Annotated in this window: 16 protein-coding genes; 7 read left to right on the forward strand and 9 right to left on the reverse strand. The window is 39.1% G+C overall.

Annotated elements, in window-relative coordinates; all coding sequences use genetic code 11:
- Nucleotides 1-451 precede the first annotated feature (451 nt).
- From lolE to lolC, 3 genes are read right to left on the reverse strand one after another with little or no spacing between them, the layout of a single operon-like run.
- The gene (gene lolE, locus ACJZU6_RS10640) at nt 452-1,696 is read right to left on the reverse strand and encodes a lipoprotein-releasing ABC transporter permease subunit LolE (RefSeq protein ID WP_107275426.1); all 1,245 of its coding nucleotides are present in this window, start codon (nt 1,694-1,696) and stop codon (nt 452-454) included.
- Nucleotides 1,696-2,385, reverse strand: coding sequence for a lipoprotein-releasing ABC transporter ATP-binding protein LolD (lolD, locus tag ACJZU6_RS10645; protein ID WP_080156676.1), 690 nt, complete (start codon nt 2,383-2,385; stop codon nt 1,696-1,698). Before lolD ends, lolE begins: the two co-directional genes overlap by 1 nt.
- The gene (lolC, locus tag ACJZU6_RS10650; protein ID WP_408900247.1) at nt 2,378-3,586 is read right to left on the reverse strand and encodes a lipoprotein-releasing ABC transporter permease subunit LolC; all 1,209 of its coding nucleotides are present in this window, start codon (nt 3,584-3,586) and stop codon (nt 2,378-2,380) included. The genes lolD and lolC overlap by 8 nt, the downstream gene beginning before the upstream one ends.
- Before the next feature lie 242 nt (nt 3,587-3,828).
- On the opposite strand from lolC, the gene ACJZU6_RS10655 reads away from it, so the two are divergent.
- From ACJZU6_RS10655 to ACJZU6_RS10675, 5 genes are all read left to right on the forward strand, one after another.
- Nucleotides 3,829-4,413 (forward strand): PilZ domain-containing protein, encoded by a 585-nt coding sequence (locus ACJZU6_RS10655; protein ID WP_080156678.1) that lies wholly within the window; start codon nt 3,829-3,831, stop codon nt 4,411-4,413.
- Nucleotides 4,403-7,861, forward strand: a complete 3,459-nt coding sequence (mfd, locus tag ACJZU6_RS10660; RefSeq protein ID WP_107275425.1) for a transcription-repair coupling factor — start codon at nt 4,403-4,405, stop codon at nt 7,859-7,861. The genes ACJZU6_RS10655 and mfd overlap by 11 nt, the downstream gene beginning before the upstream one ends.
- Before the next feature lie 85 nt (nt 7,862-7,946).
- Nucleotides 7,947-8,498 carry a GNAT family N-acetyltransferase gene (locus tag ACJZU6_RS10665; protein ID WP_080156680.1) on the forward strand — a complete coding sequence of 184 codons (552 nt, stop codon included), beginning with the start codon at nt 7,947-7,949 and terminating at the stop codon, nt 8,496-8,498.
- 100 nt (nt 8,499-8,598) lie between these two features.
- Entirely contained in the window at nt 8,599-8,847 is a 249-nt protein-coding gene (locus tag ACJZU6_RS10670; protein ID WP_080156681.1) for a YecH family metal-binding protein, read from the forward strand.
- 97 nt (nt 8,848-8,944) lie between these two features.
- A complete protein-coding gene (locus ACJZU6_RS10675; protein WP_080156682.1) occupies nt 8,945-9,418 on the forward strand; it encodes an FKBP-type peptidyl-prolyl cis-trans isomerase in 474 nt (157 codons plus the stop codon).
- Nucleotides 9,419-9,503: 85 nt separating this feature from the next.
- Here ACJZU6_RS10675 and ACJZU6_RS10680 read toward each other — a convergent pair whose 3' ends face one another.
- From ACJZU6_RS10680 to hinT, 6 genes are all read right to left on the reverse strand, one after another.
- Nucleotides 9,504-10,793: an NAD(P)/FAD-dependent oxidoreductase gene (locus ACJZU6_RS10680; RefSeq protein ID WP_080156683.1), complete on the reverse strand. Its 1,290-nt coding sequence runs from the start codon at nt 10,791-10,793 to the stop codon at nt 9,504-9,506.
- Nucleotides 10,794-10,971: 178 nt separating this feature from the next.
- Entirely contained in the window at nt 10,972-11,511 is a 540-nt protein-coding gene (gene ycfP, locus ACJZU6_RS10685) for an alpha/beta hydrolase YcfP (protein WP_045039371.1), read from the reverse strand.
- A gap of 215 nt (nt 11,512-11,726) precedes the next feature.
- Nucleotides 11,727-12,644, reverse strand: a complete 918-nt coding sequence (locus ACJZU6_RS10690) for a phosphotransferase (protein WP_080156684.1) — start codon at nt 12,642-12,644, stop codon at nt 11,727-11,729.
- Between the two features lie 35 nt (nt 12,645-12,679).
- Entirely contained in the window at nt 12,680-13,273 is a 594-nt protein-coding gene (gene lpoB / locus ACJZU6_RS10695) for a penicillin-binding protein activator LpoB (protein ID WP_080156685.1), read from the reverse strand.
- A gap of 33 nt (nt 13,274-13,306) precedes the next feature.
- Complete coding sequence (locus ACJZU6_RS10700; RefSeq protein WP_408900248.1) at nt 13,307-13,702, reverse strand: YcfL family protein; 396 nt, start codon at nt 13,700-13,702, stop codon at nt 13,307-13,309.
- Nucleotides 13,703-13,899: 197 nt separating this feature from the next.
- A complete protein-coding gene (hinT, locus tag ACJZU6_RS10705; RefSeq protein ID WP_080156687.1) occupies nt 13,900-14,250 on the reverse strand; it encodes a purine nucleoside phosphoramidase in 351 nt (116 codons plus the stop codon).
- A gap of 389 nt (nt 14,251-14,639) precedes the next feature.
- Here hinT and ACJZU6_RS10710 point away from each other — a divergent pair, with 389 nt between their 5' ends.
- Together ACJZU6_RS10710 and pyrC are read left to right on the forward strand one after the other, a co-directional pair.
- The gene (locus tag ACJZU6_RS10710; RefSeq protein ID WP_408900943.1) at nt 14,640-16,607 is read left to right on the forward strand and encodes a methyl-accepting chemotaxis protein; all 1,968 of its coding nucleotides are present in this window, start codon (nt 14,640-14,642) and stop codon (nt 16,605-16,607) included.
- A gap of 169 nt (nt 16,608-16,776) precedes the next feature.
- Entirely contained in the window at nt 16,777-17,808 is a 1,032-nt protein-coding gene (gene pyrC, locus ACJZU6_RS10715; protein WP_408900249.1) for a dihydroorotase, read from the forward strand.
- The last annotated feature ends 22 nt before the right edge of the window (nt 17,809-17,830 follow it).

A 17,830-nucleotide genomic window follows, 5' to 3' on the forward strand; every position in this document is an offset into this window, starting at 1 on the left:
ATGGCCGTGTTAAATTAAACAATATAAATTCACAAAAAAAAGAACAGTGTTCGTTATTTATCTGCTAGATAAACTAATCTCAGAAAACTCAGGCAAACCTCAAGCGGCATCAGCACTGACGTGTGTTGTTTTTTTTATGAAACATCATTAGTAAATGATAAAATAAAAAAATAGAAAATAAAAAAAAACGAACACATCGTTATAATCATATTCACATTTACGGCTAAAAATTAACCTACCCGTATTATTTTAAGTCAACTTAAGCGCTTTTTTAACTTACTTTTATATTTATTTATCAACGCCAATTGAACTTATTACGAATTAACCATCAAAAAACACATAATTACAGAAATGAGTATCTGTAGCTCACCATAAAAGAACAAAGACAAAAAAGCGGAACCATAGGCTCCGCTTTTCAGTTTACATTAAACAGAACACATTCGATTCATTACTACTTAGCGCTTAATACTCGTGCTGGCTGTAATCGACTTGCTCGTGTCGCTGGATACCATGTAGCAATCAAACTCAAGACAATTGCGGTAGCCGTAACAATTGCTACATCCTGCCAAGCTAATTGTGTCGGTAAAAAATCCACAAAATAGATATCACCAGACAAGAACCGATGACCAATAATTTTCTCTATGACACGGACAATATGTGTTAGGTTGATTGCAATTAATGAACCAAACAATGAACCAATAATACTGCCTAATACACCTGATAATACTCCATGCCAGACAAAGATAGATTTAATCAATCTATCACTTGCCCCCATGGTACGTAATATTGCTATATCCGCCGCACGATCTTTCACTGCCATCATCAATGTTGAAACAATATTAAAACAAGCAACACCGATAACAAGTACCATAACCAAATACATAATGGTACGAACCATCTGAATATCTCTATACAAATAACCGTATTTTTGCGTCCAGCTTTTCAGATAAACATAAACAGGTAATGTATCACCCACTTCTTTGACAATTTGCTGGGCATTAAGCACATTATCAACATTCATTTCGATGCCCGAAACACCCTGCCCCATATCTAAATATTGTTGAGCATCTTGTAATGGAACAATGGCAAGGCTGTGATCAATTTGTCCACCTAAAGCAAGCAAACCCACAACTTGTAATCGAATGCGTTTAGGCGCACGGAGCTTCATTTGCGGGTCAGTATTTGGAATCATTGCCGTGATCCAATCACCAACCTTCAATTGAAGTTTAGTCGCAACCCCTTGACCTAAAATAACTTCACGCTTACCCGCTGAAAATCGTGACCATGCATTATCTTTAACATAACGCGGTAACTCACTGACTTTAAGTTGTTCTTTCGGATCTATACCACGAACAGCAACCGCTTTAAGTTTAGTGCCTCTTTCAAGCAAGGCTGTAAATTCAACATAAGGCGCGGCGGCAGTTATATGAGGATGCCGTTCTACTTGCTTTAATAACGGTTTCCAATTATTCAATGGTGGTTGTACCGCTTGTAATTCACCTTGAGGAATAACGGAAAGTACTCGAGTTTGTAACTCACGTTCAAAACCATTCATGGCAGATAAGCCAATAATGATCACCGCAACGCCTACGGCAATACCGAGCATTGAAGACAAAGAAATAAACGACACCATACGATTTCGTTTTTTAGAACGATTAAAACGGCTGCCAATATAGAGAGATAACGGACGAAACATTACTTCTCCTTAACCTCAGCTAAAATACCATCTTGCATATGCATGCAGCGATCAAGTTTTGATGCCAATTTAGTATCGTGAGTCACCACTAAAAATGCGGTACCCGATTCTGCATTGAGCTTACGCATCAGATCATAAATATCTAAAGCGGTTTGATGATCTAAGTTACCTGTTGGCTCATCGGCTAATACAATCGCAGGGTTATTGACCAACGCGCGTGCAATAGCAACCCGTTGACGTTCGCCGCCACTCAATTCTGATGGCCGATGTTCAAAGCGGTGATCCAATCCAACCATTGTTAACATATCTTGTGCACGAGTACGGGCTTCATTGATTGCTACCCCACCAATTAATAGTGGCATGGCAACATTTTCAGTGGCTGTAAAATCAGCTAACAAATGGTGAAATTGATACACAAAACCAATATCTTGATTGCGAATTTTCGCCTGTTTATTTGAACTTAAGGTATCTAAACGCTGCCCCTTAAAAAACACCTCACCATCGGTCGGTTCATCCAGCGCCCCAAGAATATGTAATAAAGTACTTTTACCTGATCCTGAAGAACCAACAATAGCCACCAATTCATGATCAGCAATATCAATATTTACTTGTTTTAAAACTTCGGTTTGTAACTCGCCTTCTTGATATGTTTTACATAATTGATGACAAGATAATAATGCATTATTCATAACGAAGAGCCTCAGCCGGACGGACAGCTGCCGCACGATAAGATGGGAAAATAGTCGCTAATAAGCTCAAAAGAATAGCGCCAACGATAACAGTCAATATTTGCATTGGTTCAAAGTCCACAGGAAGAGAACCCCCAATAACAGCAAGATTTACCCCAAAGAATGCCATAATTGGATTTAAGTAATGCGACACGATGACTCCAAATACGCCACCCAATAGAGCACCAATAACACCACTACTTGAGCCTTGCACCATAAATAATGTCAAGACTTGTCGATGGGTCATCCCTTGAGTTTTTAGAATCGCAACTTCAGCTTGTTTTTCCATTACCACCATAATCAGTGCCGAAATAATATTGAATGCAGCAACACCGATAATCAATCCAAGCATCAGTCCCATCATGTTTTTTTCCATTTTAACCGCTTGAAATAACTCACCACGCTGTTCACGCCAATCTGACCACTTCCAATCATTTGGTAATGGTGTTTTAGCTAACTCTGTTACCGCAAACGGATCATTTAGATATAAACGCCACCCCGACATTTGATCCAATTTGTAATGCAATAACCGTCCAGCATCAGAAATATTAGTGAATACTAGCTGTTTATCAACGTCAGAACCTGTATCGTAAATACCAGACACAGTAAAATTACGCTGACTTGGTAAGCGTCCTAATGGTGTAAATTGACTGGCACTGGTTACCATTAATCGAATCTTGTCCCCTGGCTGAACATCTAATTCAACGGCAAGTGATTGACCAATAATGACATTAAAGCTACCTGGTTGTAGATCTTTCAGTGATCCAACCATCAAATGATCAGCAATAGGATCATATTGATTAGGTTCAATACCAATCATCATGCCAGCTGCTAATGAATTCGCACTCTGAATAATCGTTTCACCACGCGTTATGGCTGTCACTTTAGTCACATGCGGTAGCTGTTTTAAAACATTTGGCACATGCTCGGAAAGTGGTACTCGACCATCAGTGTTAGTAACAATTGCCTGTGGTAACACACCTAAAATGCGATCTTTAAGTTGTTGTTCAAAACCATTCATGACGGACATTACTGTAATTAATGCCATCACCCCCACTGTGATGCCCGCAGTTGACATGTAGGAAACAAAGCGACTAAAACGGTCACCTGAACGTCCACGTAAGTAGCGTAAGCCAATAAAAAAAGATACAGGATGAAACATAGGATTGAAAAACCACTCCTTTATTTGATAGCTCAAGAATACGCGTTAACGGGTCTATTTACCATCTAGCAAGGTAAATGTAATGTAAAAACAGAGAGTAAAAGTTCTCCACTTTACTGAGATCGCTTGCTCGAAGGTACGCACTAAGTAATAATTAACACAAATGTCACCGCTATTATTTTTAGTTTGATAACCTTCAACAGTGACACACTCGATGACAATTAACTGGCAGTGAGTAAGCAATGAGACAAGATGAATATTTTTCAGTTCACTTAGGACTAACAATCAATGTCGAACCATTAGCAGATGGTAAGCCTCTTCCCAATGCCGATACCTTCAGTGCAGAAATACCACCACTGTTTCGTATAGCCCGCGAATGTAACACGCTCGAAGAAAATGCAGAACGTCTATTAACCAACTTTGGAAAAGAAGACAGTAAAGCATTAATTGATTATCTTAGTGCTCAAAATAGTAAAATAAACCTGCTGTTATCTTACGTGCTATCTCAACAAGATAATGCTAATTATCGTTATATAACCGAAACTTTTGGTGCTAGTAATCTGAGCTTTCATAGCCCACAGCCTTTTACTCTTGGGCAAAATGTCACCGTTAAACTATTTTTAGATCACCCAGCAGCTGCAATTTATTGTTATGCTGAAGTGGTTAATTGCTCCGCTTTAGATGATCGTTTTTTAATTCAGTTACGCTATATGCGACTGTTAGAAGAAGATCGTGATTTATTAATCCGTGCTGCACTGCATTGCCAACAAAAGCTTTTACGTCAGCGGGCCCAACAACGAAACATGAATAATAACAATGACGAATAAAACATTACTCTCAATCCCCTTACCAAAAAAATCTGGGGATAATCGTTACATCGGTAATTTATCTGGTTCTGCGTTGGCATTGTCATTAGCAGAAATAGCCACTAAATATAATGGTCCTATACTTGCCGTTGTTGCAGATACGCAAACTGCGTTAAAACTACAGCCAGAGATCAGCCAATTTTGTGATCTTGACGTCCATGTTTTCCCTGATTGGGAAACATTACCTTATGATAATTTCTCTCCACATCAAGATATTATCTCTGAGCGCTTAGCTCGCTTATATAAAATGCCAACACAAAAAAATGGTATTATCTTAGTCCCTATCAGCACACTTTTGCAGCGATTAACACCTAAAGAATTCATTCACCAACATGCGTTAATCGTTAAAAAAGACGATCGTATCTCACTTGAAAAACTGCGATTACAACTAGAAGCATCAGGTTATCGTCACGTTGATCAAGTGATGGAGCACGGTGAATATGCTAGCCGTGGTTCATTGGTTGATCTGTTCCCAATGGGCAGTAACGCACCATACCGCATTGATTTCTTTGATGATGAAGTAGACTCTATTCGTCAATTTGATCCTGAAAATCAACGCTCAACAGCTGAAATCAATACCATAGATCTACTACCAGCGCATGAGTTCCCAACCGATGAGCTAGCAATAGAAAACTTCCGTATGCGATGGCGCGAACGTTTTGAAGCGCGTCGAGAGCCTGAATCTATCTATCAGCAGGTTAGTAAAAAAATATGGCCAACTGGTATCGAATATTGGCAGCCACTATTTTTTAATCATACCGATACTCTGTTTGATTATTTACCAACCAATGCGCTATTAGTGACACTCGGTGATTTAGAGCCTGCGGTCGACACTTTCTTACATGATGCAGAGTATCGATATGACCAACGTCGCGTTGATCCGCTACGACCTTTACTTGCGCCTAAAGAATTATGGCTAACTAAAGATGAAATGTTTGCTGGCTTTAAGCAACTGCCTCGTGTACGTATACAACGTGAAGTAATTGATGCAGACAAAGCAGGTCGCTATAACCCAGCTTTAACCCCCGTCCCAGCTATAACAATTAATCATCAACTCAAAGAGCCGTTAGCTGAGTTACGTCACTTTACTGAGCAATTTAAAGGGAAAATCATTTTCTCTGTCGCCTCGGAAGGTCGTCGAGAAGCATTATTTGATCTATTAGCGCGCATAAAACTACGTCCAACCGTTTTTGATAACCTTGATGCTGCAATGGCGGATAAAGCTAAACATTGTCTCGTTATTGGTGCTGCTGAAAATGGTTTTATTCTTGAAAAGCCAGCGGTCGCGTTTATTTGTGAAAGCGATTTACTTGGCGAGCGTATTCAACAGCGCCGTCGTAATGATAAAAAAACCACAGTTAATGCTGATACCATCATTCGTAACCTTGCTGAATTACAGGTAGGACAACCCGTAGTTCATATCGACCATGGTATTGGTCGTTATCAAGGACTTCAAACTCTTGAAGCTGGTGGGATTCAAACCGAATATGTCACTCTTGAATATCAAGGTGGTGCTAAGCTTTATGTCCCAGTGGCTTCATTGCACCTTATTAGCCGTTACTCCGGCGGCGCAGAAGAAACAGCGCCCATTCATAAATTAGGCGGTGAAGCGTGGGTTAAGGCACGGCGAAAAGCGGCAGAAAAAGTGCGTGATGTTGCCGCCGAGTTACTTGAAGTTTATGCTATGCGTGAGCTCAAACCGGGCTTTAAATTCAAGCTTGATCGCGAAAGCTATGCTGATTTCTGCACCAGTTTCCCATACGAAGAAACTTATGATCAGGCATTAGCCATTAATGCTGTTCTATCTGACATGTGCCAACCAAAAGCCATGGATCGCTTGGTTTGTGGTGATGTCGGTTTTGGTAAAACAGAAGTCGCAATGCGAGCCGCTTTTGTTGCAGTAGATAACAACAAACAAGTTACTATCTTAGTACCAACAACATTATTGGCACAGCAGCATTTCGAAAATTTCCGAGACCGTTTTGCCAATACGCCCGTTCGCGTTGAAGTATTATCGCGCTTTAAAACAGCCAAAGAACAAAAACAAATTCTAGCTGATGTTGAAGAAGGTAAGATTGATATTCTTATTGGTACTCACAAACTGCTCAATAGCAGCGTTAATTACCATGATCTCGGACTATTGGTTGTGGATGAAGAACACCGCTTTGGTGTTCGTCAAAAAGAAAAGATCAAAGCTATTCGTGCTGATGTTGATATTTTAACACTAACCGCAACCCCAATTCCTCGAACACTGAATATGGCGATGAGCGGCATGCGAGACTTATCAATTATTGCCACACCACCTGCACGTCGCTTAGCGATTAAAACGTTTGTACGTCAAAGTGATGAAAATATTATTCGCGAAGCCATCTTGCGTGAGATTAGCCGTGGTGGACAAGTGTATTTCTTGCATAACGAAGTCGATAGTATTGAACAAACCACAGAAGATTTAGCCAAATTAATTCCAGAAGCACGAGTAACATTTGCTCACGGCCAAATGCGCGAACGTGAACTGGAAAGAATCATGAGTGATTTTTACCATCAACGCTTTAATGTACTCGTTTGTACCACCATTATTGAAACCGGAATTGACGTCCCCACAGCCAATACTATTATCATGGATCGTGCAGATAATCTTGGCCTAGCACAACTACACCAATTGCGTGGGCGTGTCGGTCGTTCTCACCACCAAGCATATGCTTACCTTCTAACACCACATCCAAAGCGTATGACCAAAGATGCGGTGAAACGTTTAGAAGCCATTGCATCACTAGAAGATCTTGGTGCAGGCTTTACGCTTGCCACCCATGATTTAGAAATTCGGGGCGCAGGTGAACTATTAGGTGATGAGCAAAGTGGTCAAATTCAATCTGTTGGTTTTAGCCTCTTTATGGAAATGCTAGAACAAGCAGTAGAGTCATTGCGCGAAGGTAGAGAGCCGACACTCGATGATCTACTCAAACAACAAGCTGAAGTTGAAATGCGTATTCCAGCATTACTACCTGATGAGTATATTCCGGACATTAATACCCGTTTATCACTTTATAAACGTATTGCTAGTGCAAAAGATGATAATGAGCTTAATGAAATTAAAGTAGAGTTAATTGATCGATTTGGTCTTTTACCTGATGCTGCTATCAACCTAATTACCGTTAATAGCCTTAAACTTAAAGCCGCTATTATTGGTGTTAAGAAAGTTGAGAGTAATGAAAAAGGGGGCTATCTTGAATTTAAACAAGATGCAGCCATTAACCCTCACTTTCTGGTTGGTTTACTGCAAACACAGCCTCAGCATTTCAGAATGGAAGGACCAACAAAGTTAAAAATCGTATCAAATGAAACAGATCGTAAAAAGAGAGTTAAATTTATTGAAGATCTACTAAATCAGTTTAGAGAAAATATGATTTAACCCTCCTCTCGCCCTAGACATAGCATCTGGGGCGATTTCTTGATTGTCATAAATTACCACAACTACATCATAAACTAGAATTATCATGAAAATTGACTTTGAACTTACTACGCCTCGACTTATTTTACGTCCATTTAAGACTGCAGATTTAAATGCTTTTGTTGACGCTGTCACCCAATCAAGTGAGTATCTTCAACCTTGGTTAGAATGGTGTGATGCTGATTTTGATCAACAACAAGCTCACGAATGGATCGAAGCTAGCCGTTTAAGTTGGCAACATGATTACAGTTATGAGCTTGCTATTTTTGATCGATTTAATGATGACTTTATTGGCGCAGTTTCACTAAGTGCCATTGTGCCATTATTTAATTCCGCAAATCTCGGTTATTGGATCACCCACAATTATCATCGCCAAGGTATGGCGACTGAAGCAAGTCTCGCTATTATTCAATTTGCTTTTCAAATGTTAGGTCTAACCCGTTTAGAAATAATTACCCATACAGATAATTATGCCAGTCAAAAAACTGCACTTGCGTGTAATGCCATTTTTGAATGCGAGGCGAGAAACCGTATTTTTTATCAAAATATACCCATTAATGGCTATGTATATTCACTCATACCACAAGATTTATATTAAGTAGCGTTAACTGTATTGATATTGGTATACATCAATCTTTAGCACCTCAATTTCAGCTAACATTGCTTATTCTTTATTCAAAAAAAAATAGTTACTCATTATGAATACAACAGCAAGTCGCCATGGTCACGATGTACTAAACCTTATTGCAGATACATCAATACCTTTCACCATCAAAACATTACACGCGTATGTTGAACAACATTGGGGAACTAACCTCCACTTTCATACCTGTAAATTAAATGATCTATCATTAGATGCGTTGATTACTTTCCTTCTATCTCGTAATAAAATCACACTTGACGGTGAAAACTTACACACAAATCGAGATAAAATCTGTCACCATTAATAAATAATATCTCTGATTTAAAAGGCAGATAATTTTGCGAGTTTGCTATTGCGAGTAATGGTAAGATAAATCAATTTTATTAAGTAAGGACACACTCGTGCCAAAAATTATTATCGCAGTCGTTATCGCTGCATTAGTTGCATTTTTTCTTTATCGCTCTTACAGCAACAAACAGGCAGCGCAAGAAAATATTAAAATTGGGCAGGAATTTCTTGCTGCAAACAAACTAAAAGAAGGCGTACAAACGACTGCGTCTGGTTTGCAATATTTAGTTCTACAACAAGGTACTGGCACTGAACACCCAAAAGCAACGGATACAGTAACTGTGCATTACCACGGTACATTAATTAATGGTACTGTATTTGATAGCTCAGTTGATCGTGGCGAAAAAATTTCGTTCCCATTAAACCGAGTAATTAAAGGATGGACCGAAGGCTTACAACATATGGTTGTTGGTGAAAAAGTACGTTTCTTTATTCCCGCAAATCTTGCTTACGGTAATAATGGTGCAGGTAGTATTCCACCTGGCTCTGTACTTATTTTTGATGTTGAATTATTTAAGATTAACTAAATAATCAGCACTAATAACAACGCCAGTATGACGCTCAATTAACAAGCGTTTATCATACTGGCGTTTTTTATTGCATGAAAAAATCTTAGTGCAGTTTTAAGCTTGGACGAAGTACACGATTAATACGTCCAACTAACATAATCAAACCGGTTTTAAACATGCCATGTAACGCCATTTGGTGCATACGATACAATGAAATGTAAACCATACGAGCAATACGCCCTTCAACCATCATCGAACCTTTAGACAGGTTACCCATTAAGCTACCGACAGTAGAGAAACGGCTCAATGATACTAATGAACCATGGTCACTATAGATGTAAGGTTTTTGCTCACGATCTGATAATTTAGCCACGATATTAGAGAAACAACGACTTGCCATTTGGTGTGCAGCTTGAGCGCGTGGTGGTACAAACGAACCATCTTCTTGCACGCATGATGCTAAATCACCAATAACGTAAATGTTATCATCACGGGTGGTTTGTAGCGTTGGTTTAACGACAAGTTGATTAATACGGTTAGTTTCAAGACCCGCGATATCTTTCATAAAATCAGGCGCTTTAATACCCGCTGCCCAAACCATAATTTGTGCCGGAATATGTTCGCCATCTTTAGTTGTTAAGCCTGTTTCATCAGCTTTAGTCACCATGGTTGCAGTACGAACATTTACACCTAATTTAGTTAACTCATTATGTGCCGCTTGTGAGATTCGTGGTGGCAATGCAGGTAAAATACGCTCACCCGCTTCCACTAAGTTAATGTTTAAGCGTGAACTATCAAGATCGCCAAAACCGTAGTTATGAAGTTCTTGAACAGCGTTATGTAACTCAGCAGACAGTTCAACGCCCGTTGCGCCTGCACCAACAATCGCAATATCAACCGTTTTTTGATCTTTATTAGCATGTAACTTCATGAACTGATTATTCATTTCACTACGGAAACGGTGTGCCTGTTCGGGGCTATCAAGGAAAATACAATTATCACGTACACCTTGAGTATTAAAATCGTTTGAGGTCGAACCTAGCGCTAAGACTAAAATATCGTATTCTAACGAACGCTCAGGTACCAATAGCTCATTTTGCTTATCATATAATGCTGCTAATGTGATCGTTTTTGTTTCACGATCAATATCTTGTAATGATCCCATCTGGAAATCAAACGAATGATTTTTAGCATGTGCGCGGTAACTAATCGCATCAACACCTGCATCTAATGAGCCTGTTGCTACTTCATGTAACAACGGTTTCCATAAATGACTAGCACGACGATCAACTAATGTGATTTCTGCACGACGTTTACGGCCTAATGTACGACCTAATTTAGTAGCTAACTCCAAGCCACCAGCACCACCACCCACAACGATTATACGTGTCAAGATAGCTTCCTCTCTATTTTATGATTTTTAAAAACTGACAAAGACTGAATTGCATAGCAGTCTGCTGATAGTAAATAATCACGCATAAAGACTGCTAGGCGAAAAAGTATTAGCTCACGCATGTAGGCAGACGGATCTACGACCCGTCTGTGATATGTAGGAGGTAATGGTTCCGTTGTTACTGCGCTTTAAACGCTTTTATTTTTTGTAGATGCTGTGATATTTTTGCAAACTTATGGGATTCTTTTTCATCCCAAATAATGTCGTAAAATTGATCTAGCGCATCTTTTGTTTGCTGATTATCTAACACTTCATCATGAGTTGAAAGGATACAAAGACAATTTCCTGTATTTTTTTTACGAAAATTTGTTACACACTTTGTCAAAATATCCTCATATTCTTCTGGACGGTCTATTTTTCCTTCCATATTACGCTCAGGATGCAGATTAGGATTTAGCATGACCTGCTTTATACCTGATAAGAATCCAATCCGTTCCGCCCAATAACCGCCAAGGCCAACACCACAAATTAAAGGCTGAGGATCATTACTGGTTTCAAGCAATTTATGCACTTCTTTTAGAAGATGTTGCATATCATGTTTGGGATGAAGTGTGCTGTAATTTAGAAAACGAACATCAGAATCAATAAACTGCAATTGCAATACTTTATCGTGATTACCTGGGCTTGTTGAATCAAAGCCATGTAAATAAATAATCATTGTTATCTCTCGCTATCTAGTAATAATTTTACTTACTATCTATACCGACATCGACGAGTTAAATCCATAATCCAAGTAATGTTTTAACAAATTTAAAACAAAAAACATGATCTCGCCTACAAAAACAGATTCAAGCCCCAAAGCACCATCTCTGTTTGTGTATTACTTATCATAAGTTACTGATTATTTTGATACACAATAATTGTATATATCAATCAACAGTTATTAATATATTCAATGAGTTGCTGCTGTAATTGCGAAGCTTGTCGTAAATACTCAGGTTGCTGCCAAATGTCGTAGCCAACCAAATACCATAATAATGCCAAATACTGACACCATGGCTGCCACGCGATAACAGCCGCTAACCACTGCTGTTTATTAAATACCGTTTCGTCATTGATAAGCGCACGATAATCACAATAATCATTAACTACTTGTTCAATATCTAATTCATTAGCAATAATAGTCATCGCTAAATCTAAACTGGGATCCCCTGCAGCTGCATATTCCCAATCAATAATTTTGGCACTGGCAATAGTGTCGGTATTAATCGATGGCACGATAACGTTATAGCGTCCGAGATCAAAGTGACAGCAACAATCATCAAATGCGACTGGCAATGGCTGGCTCTGAAAAAAATGGTAGATTGAAACTAGAGACGAGGTGTGGTGGTCAGTATGGAGGTGTTGCCAATACTGTTTGGCACGTTGATGTACATCCAATCGCCACCAAGGTAAGGGAAGTTGATGTACTTTTGCTTGTAACTGACACAGGCTCTGATCAGAAAATGTCGTGGTCGCTTCTACGCCAGATAACCATTCAACCACCAACCCTATCACTTGCGGTGTCGGTTTGTCTGTACTTACAACTAACTGTAATGGTTGTGGTGCTAATTTAGTATCAGCAATCAGCGACAATAATTGATACTCATGCTGGCGTTCAATACCAAATGCTTGCGCAGATATAGAAAATGGCCGCCAGACATACTGCTTAGTCTGCTTGATTGACGGGTGAAATAAGGAGAGTTTCCAACATCGATTTGTCAATCCTCCCGTGAGTTCACATGCTGATATCAATTCAGTATCAGGTAAGGCAATTAAAAGATCACAATCAAAATGTTTATAATCAGCCATATTGCTACTCCTCACCTGATACTAAAGCAGTATAATTACCAAGCGGCACTATTGGTTGATGCACGTTGAATAACCTGATCTTGATCAGACCACTCAATCACACCTGACTTCAAATCCATCAAACGCATTGTCACTTTATAATAAGCTTGCTTGCCATTTGATGTTGATTTCATTACCGTCGATACATGGCCATACAACATATATTGAGCACCAACCATATTACCAAATTGAATAGCCGTACTTTGATTTACAAAACGATCATCTTCACGGAAATTTAACTGTTGGCGCACCGCTTTTACGCGGGCAGGATCAACAAATTTAAATTTACCAGAATCTTGTAAACGCTCAGTAATTATCGCCGTTAAATCTTGTGTATCAACATGATGACGAGTTTGGTTTTTAATACTATCAACCACAACAATGGGTTCGCCGCTCGCTGTCATAGAACGCACAGCCGATGACGCTAACATTTTATCAACCATTGATGATGATAATTTCTCTAAATCATTGGATCCAAAGTTAGTTACCGCACTTTCAAGTCCATGTAATCCACCACCGTAATTAATCGGTTGAGCACAACCCCCTAATAACGTTGCTGCTGCTAACAAGGCCATTACACTCTTTTTCATTTTCACTACCTTTAATGTCACTATTCTTATTCGTTAATTGTATGTTTCACCCACAACAATACGATATTGCGTTGCCGCTGTATTAGGAGCAAGACCTTGCAATAACAAAACTTGATGAGGATTAATGATCAATGTTTGTGATGCTGACGGTGAATGATTTATTTCTAATCCATTCGCATCATACCAATAAAAGTGATAGTTCAATGATATGGTTACGTCAGTTTTATTCATGACTTCAACAGATGCATGCAAATAACCGTCATTCCGTTGTGTTTTCGAATGACTAAATTGAAGTTTATTGGCTAATACCGTATTTCCAATAACAACATGATGGTTACTATTTTCAAGACTGATCGTTGATATTGCTGAACCACTACACCCTGAAATAAGTGTGACAAACAATATCAACAATATAAATATATATTTCATGCTACATTAATATACAGCTAGGCTGTAGCCTCCTACATTTCAATGGATTATAAATTAATATTATAAGTCTACTCAATAAAATGAAAAAAGCTTGAGTGACCAACAGCTCATCATTATTAGCAGATTAGCCATTTTACTACTCAAGCTTCATTCTCAACTTATTCTATTGCAACTTGATGCTAAGAATTGATGACTTATTAGCTAACAATCATTGGCCCTAATGGGCGGCCGCCTAATAAATGCATATGAATATGGTACACTTCTTGGCCACCAAAAGGATTACAGTTAACAATCAAGCGGTAACCATCTTCAGCAACGCCTTCACTTTCTGCAAGCTTACGTGCAACCGTAAACATACGTCCCATCATCAATTCATCTTCTGCTTCAACATCATTAACTGTTGGCAATAATTTGTTTGGAATAATAAGAATATGGCTTGGCGCACGAGGATTAATATCACGAAATGCGGTCACTAACTCATCTTGATATAAAACATCTGCTGGAATTTCTTTGCGAATAATCTTACTAAAAATAGTTTCTTCAGCCATACCTGACTCCATTAAATAATCAGCTTATATTAGTTCTGAGCTAAGTATGCGCTACCCACGTCTAGAGGGCAATATTGAACACTGTTTTAAACACTTTTTTCGCACCTCATTTCATGTTTTACCGTTTTTTTTTGCAACAACCATCAAAATATTCATCAATACCATCATCAAAAAGTTAAGATTTTGAAGTTCAAGACGATAGATAAATCAAACTAACGTAATATTACAAATATCAATTATAACAATTAAATCAATCACTTTTAGAGTTGCTTTTATACCAATCGCCATCGCTATAAAGCGATATTACGATCATTAACGGCGCAATTCTCGGACTTTATGAAATTAGGGATATTATGAAAAAGAAATCTCAAACCTCTGTCATACGTCGTATGTACTTAGGCTTCGCTATCTTAGTAGCACTATTTGTTATTACTATTATGTTTATGCTTGATGGCGTTGATCGTATTCACAATCAATTAAAGTCCATTACAACTGGTGCCTTACCCCTAGTTTCAGCATCACATAATGTTAGTCTGCAACTGCTTGTCGCTGATAAAATTTTTAAAGATTACCTGACCAGCCAAGATCCAACAGCAATGGCAGCTTATAGTGTAGAATTTGAACAACAAACTACCCTCTTTCAACAAGCTCGAAATCAATTACAACAAGTGACAAAAAATAATCCTCAATTAGAAAAATCGATTCTGGCATTAACCGAATTAGAACAACGTTATTTTACTGAAGCCACTATTGCCATGACCAATTACCGCTTATTACTGCTTGCCACCAATGAACGCCAACAATCTGCGCGTCAATTTCAGCAACTACAAACAGAATTGAATATTGGTATGAAAGAGTTTATTAATGAGCAAGATAACCTTACCGTTAAAATGTTATCTAAAAACTATTTCTTAAAATTAAAAGAAACAGAAACGATCACTTTAGATGCCCTAGCATCTGATAATACTGCCGAGATCGAAAAAGCTATTAGAAGTAACAAAATTAGCGTTAATCACCTTAAAAACACCTTTCGTTCTTTATCTATATTACAACCAGAATTAACGCAAGCTTTCGGCAAATCAGTAGAACAATATGGACTTGATATTGGTCGTACTGGTGGCGTTCTCGACCAGCATTTTGAATACATTCAGGCACAACACCGCCTTTACAGTAATATTGCAACGTTAGCGAAAGAAATTAACCAATCTATGACTATTGTTGGAGATTTCAATAAACAAGCAAATAGCCAGATGAGTAATACGATTGCAACAGCAGATACGACCTACTCTGAAGTGGTGACAAAAGCTATTATCATTGGTATAGCAGTAATCTTGTTAGCTATTACCGTCGGCTGGTATTTAGCTCGTAGTGTGCGTCAGCCTCTAATGGCGATATTAAAAACGTTAGAAGCACTCACCGCTGGCAATATGACACAGCGAACAGCAGCCAGTACGTTTATTGAATTTAGTCAACTTAACCATCACATCAATATGCTGGCGCAGAACTTACAACAAATTTTAACCCAAATTAGCCACACATCATCAGAATTAAGCACCGTTGCAACGGAGAACCACGCCACAACAGCTGAAGCAAAGCAACGGTTAAATAACCAACGTCAACAAACGGCTTCTGCAGCAACAGCCATGATTGAAATGGAACACTCTGTAACTGATGTATCAAAAAGCGCGCAAATCACCATGGAGCGCGTAAATGAAGTAGAGCAAGCATCAGCAACAGGCCGTGAGGTAATGACCAGTAATATCAATACCGCCCATCAACTCTCTACTCGTTTGGATGAATCCGTTCAGGCTGTTCAACAATTACAAAAAATGAGCAGTAATATTGGCTCCATTTTGGATGTTATTCGTAATATTGCGGATCAAACAAACTTATTAGCCCTTAATGCCGCTATTGAAGCAGCAAGAGCAGGAGAACAAGGACGAGGATTTGCCGTGGTCGCAGATGAAGTACGTGTACTAGCCAAACGCACCACCGACTCTACTGCAGAAATTGAAGATATGATCAAAAACTTACAATCCAGCTCCGGTCAGGCTATGCATATGATGCAAAGCTGTGTCACTGAAATGGATAACAGTATTAGCCTTGCTTCTAATGCCAATAGTTCAATGGAAGAAATTCAAGCGATTATCATTGAAATAAGTGATATGAGTACACAAATTGCACAAGCGGCCGAAGAGCAACGTTGTACGACAACAGAAATAGCCCGTAGTTTAGAAGACATTAGCCACATTGCTGATAATAGTTATAACACTATGGAAAAAATGGCTGATACGGGCGTCAAGCTTGAACACTTAGCAACTGAACAAAATACTCTCGTGAGCCGCTTTAAATTATAATTACCCCACTCACCGGCGACACAGTCGGTGAGTTTTCTTCATTTATCTACCGCCACCAGCAAACGATTGCTTTTTAAAGCAGCAATTAACCACATTGTTTGATTTATCAACTTTACTTCAGCGTGTGATACTTTTAGAATCGGACAAATTTTTTGGGAGGGAAGAAAAAATGACGATGTTAACAATTACACGTCCGGACGACTGGCATACACATTTACGTGATGGCGACGTACTCGCTGATACAGTTCGTGATATTAGCCGTTATATGGGACGCGCGATTATCATGCCAAACCTTATTCCCCCTGTTACAGATACCACATCTGCTTTAGCCTACCGTGACCGCATTCTTCAAGTAAATCATCAAGATAACTTCTCACCGCTAATGGTTATTTATCTCACCGATAAAACATCAGCTGAAGAAATTCAGCGTGCACATGCTTCTGGTCATGTTTACGCCGCTAAACTTTACCCTGCGGGTGCCACCACCAATTCAGATTCAGGCGTTACTTCAATCAATCATATTCGCCCAGCATTAGAAGCCATGCAACAAGTCGGCATGCCGCTACTGATTCATGGTGAAGTCACCCATCATGATGTTGATATTTTTGATCGTGAAAAAGCGTTTTTAGACACCGTATTAGCGCCTATCGTTAATGAATTTACCGCACTAAAAATCGTACTTGAACATATCACAACGGCTGATGCGGTTGAGTTTGTAACCAATGCAGGTCCAAATGTTGGAGCGACCATTACTGCGCACCATTTAATGTTTAACCGTAATCATATGTTAGTCGGCGGTATTCGTCCGCACTTCTATTGCTTACCGATTTTAAAGCGTAATACTCATCAACAAGCGTTAGTTGCTGCAGCAACCAGCGGCAATGCGAAGTTCTTCTTGGGCACAGACAGCGCACCACATATCAAAGGACGCAAAGAAGCGGCTTGTGGTTGTGCAGGCTCTTACACCGCCCATGCTGCAATTGAATTATATGCTGAAGTATTTGAACAAGCAGGCGCACTGGATAAATTAGAAGCCTTTGCCAGTTTCAATGGTGCTGATTTTTATGGCCTGCCCCGTAACACCGACACCATTACATTAACCAAAGAAGCATGGCAAGTTGCTGAAGAAATGCAATTTGGTCATGATACCGTGGTGCCAATTAAAGCCGGTGAAATGATGACTTGGAAAGTACTCGCTTAATTTAACCGCTTTTATGATGACA

The organism is Photobacterium piscicola, from assembly GCF_046058925.1.
In the GTDB taxonomy this organism is placed as follows: Bacteria; Pseudomonadota; Gammaproteobacteria; order Enterobacterales; family Vibrionaceae; genus Photobacterium; species Photobacterium piscicola.

What these genes read in the sequence shown, in the direction of transcription:
- ACJZU6_RS10665 (WP_080156680.1), top strand. Translation starts at nt 7,947, where the DNA reads ATGAAAATTGACTTTGAACTTACTACGCCTCGACTTATTTTACGTCCA.
- ACJZU6_RS10700 (WP_408900248.1), bottom strand. Translation starts at nt 13,702, where the DNA reads ATGAAATATATATTTATATTGTTGATATTGTTTGTCACACTTATTTCA.
- ACJZU6_RS10670 (WP_080156681.1), top strand. Translation starts at nt 8,599, where the DNA reads ATGAATACAACAGCAAGTCGCCATGGTCACGATGTACTAAACCTTATT.
- ACJZU6_RS10655 (WP_080156678.1), top strand. Translation starts at nt 3,829, where the DNA reads ATGAGACAAGATGAATATTTTTCAGTTCACTTAGGACTAACAATCAAT.
- ACJZU6_RS10710 (WP_408900943.1), top strand. Translation starts at nt 14,640, where the DNA reads ATGTACTTAGGCTTCGCTATCTTAGTAGCACTATTTGTTATTACTATT.
- lolD (WP_080156676.1), bottom strand. Translation starts at nt 2,385, where the DNA reads ATGAATAATGCATTATTATCTTGTCATCAATTATGTAAAACATATCAA.
- ACJZU6_RS10690 (WP_080156684.1), bottom strand. Translation starts at nt 12,644, where the DNA reads ATGGCTGATTATAAACATTTTGATTGTGATCTTTTAATTGCCTTACCT.
- mfd (WP_107275425.1), top strand. Translation starts at nt 4,403, where the DNA reads ATGACGAATAAAACATTACTCTCAATCCCCTTACCAAAAAAATCTGGG.
- lpoB (WP_080156685.1), bottom strand. Translation starts at nt 13,273, where the DNA reads ATGAAAAAGAGTGTAATGGCCTTGTTAGCAGCAGCAACGTTATTAGGG.
- lolC (WP_408900247.1), bottom strand. Translation starts at nt 3,586, where the DNA reads ATGTTTCATCCTGTATCTTTTTTTATTGGCTTACGCTACTTACGTGGA.
- ycfP (WP_045039371.1), bottom strand. Translation starts at nt 11,511, where the DNA reads ATGATTATTTATTTACATGGCTTTGATTCAACAAGCCCAGGTAATCAC.
- hinT (WP_080156687.1), bottom strand. Translation starts at nt 14,250, where the DNA reads ATGGCTGAAGAAACTATTTTTAGTAAGATTATTCGCAAAGAAATTCCA.
- lolE (WP_107275426.1), bottom strand. Translation starts at nt 1,696, where the DNA reads ATGTTTCGTCCGTTATCTCTCTATATTGGCAGCCGTTTTAATCGTTCT.
- pyrC (WP_408900249.1), top strand. Translation starts at nt 16,777, where the DNA reads ATGACGATGTTAACAATTACACGTCCGGACGACTGGCATACACATTTA.